This window comes from Caulobacter sp. CCH9-E1 (assembly GCF_001556515.1).
Classification (GTDB): Bacteria; Pseudomonadota; Alphaproteobacteria; order Caulobacterales; family Caulobacteraceae; genus Caulobacter.
Genome location: NZ_LSJA01000306.1, coordinates 1 through 393, shown reverse-complemented (window position 1 = coordinate 393; position 393 = coordinate 1). Strand labels below are relative to the sequence as shown.

Genomic DNA, 393 nt, shown 5'->3' with positions numbered 1-393 from the left:
GATGACCCGAACGGCGATCTCGCCGCGGTTGGCGATCAGGATCTTGCTGAACATCAGAGCGGGCGTCCCGAGGCGCGTATTTCGGGCCGTCGCGACGCCGAAAGATTGTTGATGTGTCCCTGGCTATCAATCGTCAGGATCTGGCCGTGGACGCTGATGATCCCGTCATCGGCGCGCTGCAGCCGCGTCGGGCGCGCGAGGCCCTGGGCGCAGATCCCGCGACCATTACGCCAGAGGGGCGTCAGACGCGGAAGGCTAGGCGCTGGCGCGCCGTCGAACCCGCCCGGCAAGGCGGCCATGCCGTCTTCCGGCCGGGAAGGGGGCGATATCGGGCTCATAGCGGGATGTTATCGTGCTTTTTCCAGGGGTTGGAGAGTTCCTTGCCCTTAAGGC

1 protein-coding gene is annotated in these 393 nt (G+C 65.6%); it reads right to left on the bottom strand.

Annotation, left to right across the window (positions count from 1 at the left end):
* Positions 1–53 precede the first annotated feature (53 nt).
* The gene (locus AX690_RS17280) at positions 54–299 is read right to left on the bottom strand and encodes a hypothetical protein (RefSeq protein WP_066730502.1); all 246 of its coding nucleotides are present in this window, start codon (positions 297–299) and stop codon (positions 54–56) included.
* Positions 300–393: the final 94 nt, after the last annotated feature.